The sequence below is a fragment of the Methanobrevibacter millerae genome, from assembly GCF_900103415.1.
In the GTDB taxonomy this organism is placed as follows: Archaea; Methanobacteriota; Methanobacteria; order Methanobacteriales; family Methanobacteriaceae; genus Methanocatella; species Methanocatella millerae.
Genome location: NZ_FMXB01000035.1, coordinates 1 through 9,407, shown reverse-complemented (window position 1 = coordinate 9,407; position 9,407 = coordinate 1). Strand labels below are relative to the sequence as shown.

9 protein-coding genes are annotated in these 9,407 nt (G+C 38.9%); 4 read left to right on the top strand and 5 right to left on the bottom strand.

What is annotated here, in order from left to right; all coding sequences use genetic code 11:
- Positions 1-836 precede the first annotated feature (836 nt).
- Both F3G70_RS11765 and F3G70_RS11760 read left to right on the top strand, forming a co-directional pair.
- Positions 837-1,751, top strand: a complete 915-nt coding sequence (locus F3G70_RS11765) for an ADP-ribosylglycohydrolase family protein (RefSeq protein ID WP_149732898.1) — start codon at positions 837-839, stop codon at positions 1,749-1,751.
- The gene (locus F3G70_RS11760; protein ID WP_149732897.1) at positions 1,738-2,220 is read left to right on the top strand and encodes a hypothetical protein; all 483 of its coding nucleotides are present in this window, start codon (positions 1,738-1,740) and stop codon (positions 2,218-2,220) included. Before F3G70_RS11765 ends, F3G70_RS11760 begins: the two co-directional genes overlap by 14 nt.
- On the opposite strand, the gene F3G70_RS11755 is transcribed toward F3G70_RS11760, so the two are convergent.
- Both F3G70_RS11755 and lonB read right to left on the bottom strand, forming a co-directional pair.
- A complete protein-coding gene (locus F3G70_RS11755; protein WP_149732896.1) occupies positions 2,210-3,637 on the bottom strand; it encodes a Mur ligase family protein in 1,428 nt (475 codons plus the stop codon). The two genes, F3G70_RS11760 and F3G70_RS11755, sit on opposite strands and share 11 nt — an antisense overlap.
- Before the next feature lie 62 nt (positions 3,638-3,699).
- Positions 3,700-5,580: an ATP-dependent protease LonB gene (gene lonB / locus F3G70_RS11750; protein WP_223166095.1), complete on the bottom strand. Its 1,881-nt coding sequence runs from the start codon at positions 5,578-5,580 to the stop codon at positions 3,700-3,702.
- A 291-nt stretch (positions 5,581-5,871) separates the two neighbouring features.
- On the opposite strand from lonB, the gene cobQ reads away from it, so the two are divergent.
- Positions 5,872-7,398 (top strand): cobyric acid synthase CobQ, encoded by a 1,527-nt coding sequence (gene cobQ, locus F3G70_RS11745; protein ID WP_149732894.1) that lies wholly within the window; start codon positions 5,872-5,874, stop codon positions 7,396-7,398.
- Here cobQ and F3G70_RS11740 read toward each other — a convergent pair.
- Positions 7,373-8,110 (bottom strand): class I SAM-dependent methyltransferase, encoded by a 738-nt coding sequence (locus F3G70_RS11740; protein ID WP_149732893.1) that lies wholly within the window; start codon positions 8,108-8,110, stop codon positions 7,373-7,375. The genes cobQ and F3G70_RS11740 overlap by 26 nt on opposite strands.
- Before the next feature lie 72 nt (positions 8,111-8,182).
- Here F3G70_RS11740 and F3G70_RS11735 point away from each other — a divergent pair, with 72 nt between their 5' ends.
- Positions 8,183-8,425: a hypothetical protein gene (locus tag F3G70_RS11735; protein WP_149732892.1), complete on the top strand. Its 243-nt coding sequence runs from the start codon at positions 8,183-8,185 to the stop codon at positions 8,423-8,425.
- Positions 8,426-8,509: 84 nt separating this feature from the next.
- Here the strand turns inward: F3G70_RS11735 and F3G70_RS11730 are convergent, their stop codons facing one another.
- Together F3G70_RS11730 and F3G70_RS11725 are read right to left on the bottom strand one after the other, a co-directional pair.
- A complete protein-coding gene (locus F3G70_RS11730; RefSeq protein WP_149732891.1) occupies positions 8,510-9,061 on the bottom strand; it encodes an alpha/beta hydrolase in 552 nt (183 codons plus the stop codon).
- 67 nt (positions 9,062-9,128) lie between these two features.
- The coding region (locus F3G70_RS11725; protein ID WP_223166094.1) for a zinc ribbon domain-containing protein at positions 9,129-9,407 on the bottom strand (279 nt) is incomplete at its 5' end.

Below are 9,407 nucleotides of genomic sequence, written 5' to 3'. Positions count from 1 at the left end.
CTCACCGTTGCCGGTGACGCAGTTTCAAGGGAGAATAATGCACACAACAACATTATCAGTTTATAGAACTGCACTAACATATGCTTTAATAAGCATATAACAAATTACTGATCCTAGCTTGTCGCACGGTTGGGGTATTCTTGCAATATTATGATAAATATAGTTCAATTTTAGCATAACCTTTTCTTTTTTTTAATTAAGAGGATGTGACGCAAAATTTTTAATTGAATTTTGTGGTTCTGATTTTTTTATAATTTTTCTTATTTTTAGTTGTTTTTCTTGTTTATTTCGTTGTATATTCTTTTTAGGTTATGTACGATTGTGTATAGTTTGAATTCTGTGTTTGTGTTTTTTATTCCAGTTGTGGTGAATTTGTGTAGTTTCATTTTTTTGTTTTATGTGTGCAAATAGTAGTTCTTCTGTTTTTAATCGTTTTTTGTAGATTTTATGTGCTCGGCCTGTTTCCATTTTTCGTTGTATTCTAATCTTGGAAGGGTTTCAATAGTATTGGATTGTTCTGTATTTCTTGTTTTGACAGCAGATTTCTTTCATTATGCAGTTTTTGCATTCGTTTGTCCAATAAGTATTCTTTGTTTGTTTTTATATTCGATTGTTTTTCTTCGATATAATATTTTCTCCCAAAGGCAGATATAGGTTTCAATTTCTGCATCGTAGTTGGAAATTATCCTTTGTGAATGGTTTTTCCACAAAATATATAACAGAACAATAACTTAAGAAGAAAAAAACTTCAAAAAAAGTTAGAAAAACCCGAGATGTGTCCATATTTAAAATCCAATAACAAAGAATTTATAAACTCGTAAACACGACATATTAACATGAAAGTTAAAGATGGAATTATCGGATTAATCATTGGAGACGCTTTAGGAGTTCCTGTTGAGTTTTCCTCAAGAGAAGAGTTAATGAGAGAGCCTGTAACGGACATGATCGGCTATGGAACATACGGAATGCCTGCAGGAACCTGGTCAGACGATTCCTCAATGGCAATAGCTACAATGGCAAGCATTGTTAATAAAAACGGCATTGACTATGATGACATGATGCATGAGTTTTTAGAATGGATTGAAAACGGAAAATACACTCAGTACAATGACACCTTTGATTACGGCCCTACAACAAGCCATGGCCTTTACAACTACAAAAGAGGAACTGAGGCTATCTTTTGTGGCGGCACAGGCGAAAGAGACAACGGTAACGGCTCATTAATGAGAATATTACCTCTTGCATTCATTCCTAACATCGAATATGAAACAATCGAAAACATCTCCGGACTGACCCACAGACACATGAGATCAAAGATTGCCTGCGTTTTTTATATTGAAATAGCCAAATCCATGCTTGAAAATGATTTGACAATTGACGAGCATATCAGACTGACCGGAGATAAGATACAAAAGCATTATGAGGGAAACAAGGAACTGAATCATTTTTCAAGGGTTTTCAATGATGATTTAAACGATGTAGATACCATAAGCAGCAGCGGCTATGTGATAAACACCTTTGAAAGCGTGATTTACTGCTTGAAAAATACCGACAATTACAGGGATGCAGTTTTAAAGGCAGTCAATCTGGGCGGAGATACCGATACTGTAGGTGCCATATGCGGAGGATTGGCAGGCATTTATTACGGATATGATGCAATACCTGTAGATTGGATTGAAGATATTCCTAAAATTGACAAGGTACTTCAATTATGTGAAAAGTACGGGGCGTTTTGTGATGGATGTCTGTAAAACTATCAAGAATATTAGGGCCAGCTGCGATATTTATGCAGAGCCAAATCTTGTTGCTACAATCATCGATGATAATTGCTTCATGGGTGCAAATAACATTGATGAAATTGAAGGATACGGCATTGCAAAAAACGATACTTATGAAAAGAAGTTCATGAAAATCCTTAAAGAGGAAAACATCTTCATCAGTTTCGGAATGCTTGCATTCATACCGATGATTAACGAATGCGACATCTATTCGGTTAATGACGAGACAATCGAACTTACCCAAGAGGAATTTGACGAAAACGCAGACGAAAAAGAAGTCTTTTTCGGAATAATGATAGAAAAAAACAGCGATAATTACATTATAGGAACAATTGATCTGTGCAACTGCAAGGTCGAGTCACGTTTCAGACCAATTGAAAATAAGAATTCCGGATTATATAAAAAATTAGAAGAGATAATTGACGAAAGGATTATCTCTTAATCAGCTTTTGCTTAATGCTTTCCCACATTGCCTGCTCTTCACCGCAGCCAGTCATGATAACGTAATCGTATTCGGATTCAACTGCCAGTTCGTAGAGCTTTTGAATCCTTTTAGCCATTTCCGCATAACTTAACGGGTAAAATTCGGCATCGGGATATTCTTCTTTTATGATATTGTAATATTCTTCAGCTTTCGCGATTGATTTTCTTCCCGGAACAACAATGACGTGAGCCGGATTCAAGGCCTTTATTACTTCAAAGTGATCTTCAAAGATTTCCTCCTCATCCTCTTCGGGAGTCGTGTAAATGAATTCCAGAGGCCCGTCGATATACTGGTTCATGAACAATGCATTGATTTTGGCCGCATCACCGTTATCTCCCTGTCCCAAACCGATGAGCTTATCGCCGTTGCGGACAACCTCGAACCTTCCAGGCGGAATGAATGACATGTCAAGGTTATTGAAAACTTTCTCCACAGTAGCTTCAATGTTTTCAATTTTAGGAGTAAACGTCGCATAGGCGGTTATTGAAGCTAAAGTATTGTAAATGTTATGGAAACCGAATGGAGGAACGCATAATTCAACGCTGAATGAAATGTCATGGTTGTTCGGATAGTTGAATAGATTTCCTTCAATTGTCAAGAGCCATTTATCAGAGCCGAACTCGGCATTGGTCAGCTTGACGTTAGGTTCCGGTCTTTTAAATCCGCATTCGCATGAATATACTCCCCTGTGATTTAAGAAACGCTTTTCATAGTCAAGTATCTTTCCGCATGCCGGACATTCAATTTCCTGAGCGTCAAAGAAATCCGTGATGTCATCGACTTCAAGGCCATAATAATTGATTTTAACGTCATCACGCTTCTTATAGCCTAAAAAGGCAGTTCTCGGATCGTCGGTGTTGGTTATGATTACTCCCTTGTTCATGTCTTTGGACAATAATTCCTTGGCTTTGTAATATTCGCTGAAAGGGTTTTTGACACCTGCCACCTGAGCGTGCTCCGGTGAAATCGTCGTATAGACAACGCCTACCGGATTTACAACCCTCTGAACGGTATCCGGGATTCCATACTTGATATTGCGGATACCATACTCGAATACTCCGATGTCTCCTTTCTGCTGTATTAAAGCTGCAGCTATTGCATTAATGGTATTGCTTTCAAAACTACTTCTTATTTCAATGTCACTAGACAATAATTTGATTAATAAAGTTGTAGTTGTCGTTTTACCGTTGGTTCCAGTTAAAAGAATGGAACCGATTTTCAATTCGCCAGACAGTTCCTGAATAGCATCTATTCCTGCAACTTTTGAAAAAATGATTCCGGCAAAACTTTTTCCACTTCCGGACCCCAATTTTGAAACGGGTCCTCCAATTTTAGCCAATGTCTTTGCAATTACAACTTTAACACTCATAATAATAGGTTATACGACAAAATATATAATAATTACTGAAAAATTAAAAAAAAATAGAATTAAACCAACTAGTTGGTAGTTGGTTTTTGTATAGTTGACTGAGGAACCTTTTCAGCTACTTTGGAACCGATCTTTTTCATCTTTTCAATCAATTGATCCTTTTTGCTTCCGCTGATTAAGATGTTTTCCAGAACGTCACTTAGGGTTTCGGTTGGAATAATCTCAATCATGTCCTCATATTTCTTCTCGATCATGACATCCTTCATATTGGATTTAGGAATCAGAACCTTTTTCATTCCCGCTTCTGCAGCAGCTTCGATTTTGGCTGTTGCTCCGCCGATAGGCATTACGTCACCGCGAACGTTAAGTGAACCGGTCAGCGCAATTGTCTGATCGATTGGAATTTCCTCAACGGCTGAAATGACTGCTGTAGCTATGCTTACACTTGCTGAATCACCTTCAACACCGTCATAGGTCTGTATGAACTGAACGTGAATGTCATAATCTGACAGGTTCTTGTTGGTGTATTTCTTGATTAATGCGCTTACGTTTTGAACGGATTCGGATGCGATTTCACCGAGCTTACCTGTAGCGATAATCTGTCCGCCGTTTTTGGATTGCGCAGGTGCGGCTTCAGCTGCAATCGGGGAAACGATTCCGCTTCTGTCACCGATTACTGCAAGTCCGTTTACCAGACCGACTCTTCCGCCTTCAGAACTTACCATACTGTATTCTTTTCTTTGGATAATTGACCTATCAGCAATTTGCTGTTCAAGGGTTCTGGCGAATTTTTTGGCTTCGATAACGTGCTCTGCCCTTACCAGATTCTCGCCCTGCTCAATGGCTACGTCTCCTGATGACCTTACAAGACCGCCAAGTTCCCTTAGCCTTAAGGTTAAAGCGTTTTGCTTACCTGATCTGCGTTTTGCTTCCATAATGATTTCATCCAAAGCGTCCGGAGCGAAATGAGGGATTCTTCCATCGTTTTTAACTTCCTGAGCTACGAACTGAACCAGCTTTTCCCTGTTTTCAGTCGTGTCTTCCATATAATCCTTCATGAAGACTTCATAACCGTAGCCTCTGATACGTGACCTCATTGCAATGTGCATTCCTTCAAGAACCTGAATGTTACCTGAAGCAACAAGAACAAAGTCACATGGAACGGCCTGTGATCTTACCATTGCACCGCTTGAGTTTTCACTTTGACCTGTAATAGCATACTGCTTTTCCTGCATTGCAGATAAAAGCTCCTGCTGGGTTTTCATTGACATTGTACCTATTTCATCAATGTATAGAACTCCACGATTGGCCTTGTGAATCATACCTGCTTCCACACGTTCGTGTGCAGGAGTTCCCAATCCTCCTGACTGGTATGGGTCGTGACGTACGTCCCCGAGCAATGCTCCCGCATGAGCGCCTGTTGCGTCCATGAACGGAGCGAATCTTTTCTCTTCATTGTTTACCAGTAACTTTGGAGCCATGATATTGTTTTTAGGCTTGATTTGAATTGAAATAAGTAAGATTAATGCTGCCGCAATGATGGATTCCAATATTCTTCCATAGAAAAATCCGATAACCAGCACTCCTCCGATAGCAAGGGTTGTAAGAATGGTTTTGCGTTCTTCATGACCTCGTGCAGAGCCTTTTGTTGCCCTTACGATTTTCTTGCCCTCACCGGCAGGCACGGTTCTTATTAGAGGATGATTGTTGTCCTCAACATTCGGATAAATTAATACGTCCTGAAGGGATTCGTGAGGCAATATCTGAGCCATTCCCTTTGCAAGCATTGATTTTCCAACACCCGGATCTCCAATGAGCAAAACATTTCTTCTTTGCTTTGCTGCCTTTTTGATAGTTTCTATTGACTCTTCATGACCTATGACCTGGTCTATTAATAACTGAGGAACCTCAATGTCTTCTGAACTTTTAATTTTATCATAATCCAACATAGGTTTGGTTTTTTCCTCATCACTTTCCTGAGCGATTTCAGGTTCTAAAACAACCTCTTGTGAAGAATCATCAAGGATTTCTTGTTCATCAAATTTCATTAAAAAACCTCTATAATTATCATATAAAAAAATTCAACATTTCAAAAATACATTTTCCTACTACATATTATATTATTCATTATATATAAAAAGTTTTCTAATTTAGTAAACAAAAGTTAGAAAAATAATTTTATTAACTTTCACAAAGAAAATTAACTATATTAAAATTTAAAAAATGTAAAGTGATTTTATATGGCAAAATGTATTATGGTTCAAGGAACATCATCAAATGCCGGAAAAAGTATGCTCGTGGCAGCATTATGCAGGATCTACAAAAACAGAGGATATAAGGTGGCACCATTCAAATCCCAGAACATGTCACTGAATTCCTATACCACATTTGAAAACGGTGAAATCGGAATAGCCCAGATGCTTCAGGCGGAAGCGGCAATGGTTGAGCCGAGCATCCACATGAATCCCGTTCTTTTAAAGCCGAAAGGAAACTTCACCTCAAACGTGATTATCCAGGGAAAATCGATGGGAGACATGAATTTCTACGATTACCAGCACAAATACCATGACACTGCATTTGCAGCCATAAAAGATAGTTTTAACAAATTGTCCAGCGAATACGACATAATAATCATAGAAGGAGCCGGTTCACCTGCAGAAATCAACATGCGAGAGCAGGACATTGCCAATATGGAAATAGCCCACCTTGCCGATGCCAACGTCATATTAATAGCAGACATTGAAATGGGAGGAGTCTTTGCAGCAATTGCAGGGACTTACGTTTTACTGGACGATTACGACCGTTCAAGACTGAAAGCGACCGTAATCAATAAGTTCAGAGGTAATCTGGATATACTGAAGCCTGGCCTTGACAGGATTGAAGAGATTACCGGAGAACCGGTTTTGGGAGTCCTGCCATATGATGAAACCCTGAGATTGCCTGAAGAGGATTCAGCGTCATTAACGACACATAACTTCGATGAAGACCGAGATATCATGATTGGAGTCATCAGGCTTCCAAAGATTGCCAATTTCACGGATATAGATCCCTTTGAAGCCGAAAGTGACGTCGGCATAAGGATGATTGGTGTTAATGACGATATCGGTGACGTTGATGCGATAATAATTCCTGGAACCCGTAATTCAACTCAGGACGCCTATGAGCTTCATGAAAGCGGCCTTGCCCAGAAAATCATTGAAAAATCCGCTGAAATACCTGTTATTGGAATCTGCGGAGGATTCCAGATACTTGGCGAAGAGATTATTGATGAAGAGAAAAAGGAATCCGAGCACGGAAGCATCAAAGGTTTGGGTTTGCTTCCGATAACATCCGAGTTCAAGCGCGAGGATAAGATAGTAACCCAGTCCGAAGCTATCATTCCGGATGATTTGGATGGAATAGCCGGTGAAATATTTAAAAACATTGCCGGCGAGAAGGTAACGGGCTATGAAATCCATGAGGGAACAAGCAATATTGGAGATACCAAAGCATTATTGACAATTTCCAAAGGACAGGGAAACACCGATGAAGGCGATGTCGACGGAGCGTGCTTTGGAAACGTGTTTGCAACGTATTTCCATGGAATATTCAATAACTACAACTTCAGAAGAGAATTCCTTAACTACATAAGAGCCAAAAAAGGCCTTGAAATAAAAAGTGGCGAAGACCCTTACGAAGCCCAGAAGAACTATTCATTAAATAAGCTGGCCGAAATCGTTGAGGAAAACCTTGATATGGATATTATCGACGATTTGATTTTCTCATAATGTAGTAGACATAGGAGAAGTCTTCGTTTTTTGAAACATTAACTTCTTTTTTCAGCTGTTTTATGAAATCTTTTGCTGATTTGTCGGATTTGATCTTATCCAGATTAGCGTTCAATTGTGAATAGTATTCTGCAAATTCACTTTTGTCTAAAACGTAGTGATTAATATATTCAAAACCGAGTTTTTCAAGCTGCGTAATCTTATTTTCAATAGTATCGATTTCTTCGTAATTGCTTTTCCAGAAATCAGTACTTTCTCTTGACGGTGATGAAATCCATGTCAAATCAGAAACTATTAAAAATCCGTCAGGCTTTATGACCCTTCTCCAGCGGTTCAAGGCCTTTTTAAAGCCCATTATCTCAACGCCCGCATGACAAAACAGCAGATCGATCTCTTCGTTTGCAAAGTCCAGGTCATTCATGTCCATTTCGTATGCATATACCCTTGAGCCGAGATTCTTTTCATCTATCTTTTGATTCAAAACTTTCAGGTAATGTGGGAACAAATCGATTGCTTCAACCGTCGAATTCCTAAAGTAATCCGCCAGTATTAACGTATCCGAACCCGTTCCGCATCCCACTTCAAGAATGTCCATTTTTAAATCCTTGTCGATGTCAATAAGATTTAAAACGTTGAGCGTCGACTCGTCACTTCCAGGAGCCAAACGGTCCAAATCCTTAAAGGTCAAATAGAAAAACAGTGGAATATCCATAATATCCAATTCCTTTTATTTATATAGTAGTTTTTACAAAACTAATTAATATAATAATATGGAGATTTTATTATGATTGTAAATGTAAAAGCAACTAATAAACATAACGGCGAAGTTATTTCATACAAGTTAGAAGGCGATGGCGATGCAGGATTCCTATATGAAGGAACACACATGCAAGAAGTGGCTGATAACAAAATCAGGGAAGTTAACAACACTTTAATTTTACAGGATTCCCCACTTTACACCATTAAATCCGGTGAAAGTGCTGAAATCGAAAGAATGTCCTTTGACATTGAAATAAACGCTGAATAAATTATTCAGCACTCTTTTTACTATTTTTTAACTTTTTTTAATATCCACTAGCCAGTTTTATCTTTTCAAGAGCTAAAAAAATACTTAACCCATTATTATCTCAACTATATGATTAAACGCTTCCTTTGATTCGGGAACAAGAGGATAAACAGGATAAACGTGATTCATCTCTTCACCGACATTAAGCTCGGCATCAACGCCGTTATCAATAAGTTTTTCATGAAACTTTATAACATCAGAATAGATTTGTTCGTGGGTTCCGACAAATATTGCGGTTTTTGAAAGCTCAGAAACTTCCCCAAAGAGAGGACTTACCCTGTAATCCTTCAAATCCAAGTCTCCTGCCCATGCCTTTCCCATTTCACGCAGACCGTCCACTCCGTGCATCGGATCGAATTCAACCTCATCATAATTTCCGGACATTGATATGTCAACCCATGGAGACAAAAGAATCAGCTTATCGGGCTGCGGCAAGTCATTAACCGCCAGATATTCACAGAATGCTGCGGACAATCCTCCGCCGGATGAGTCTCCCATTATCGTGATTGGTTTTTCAAGCGTTAAAAGATACCTATAGAGCTTTTCAACTATTTCATAGGTTTCCTCATATGTATGATTCGGAGCCAGCGGATAGATTGGAGCTTGAACCTCCCCGACCTTTTAGAGGTCGGGGATTCCTAGATTTTTTTTGCTTAATAGTCTATTAAGTCTGAACTAGGCTATCCCCGTCGCACCAACGGTTCAGTATATTAATTGCGGCATTTACATCCCTATCAAGTATTTTTCCACATTTCGGACACATCCATTCCCGTTCTTTTACATCCAAATCTTCATTGATGTGTTGGCAGTGGTGGCATGTTTTGCTTGTATTTTTTGCGTTTATGAATTGTACACCGTCTGCTTCGGGTTTGTAGAGTTGGAATTTATCTTTAAGTCTTTGTATGAATCTCGATAGAGGAAATATCATGTTTTGCTCTCCTCC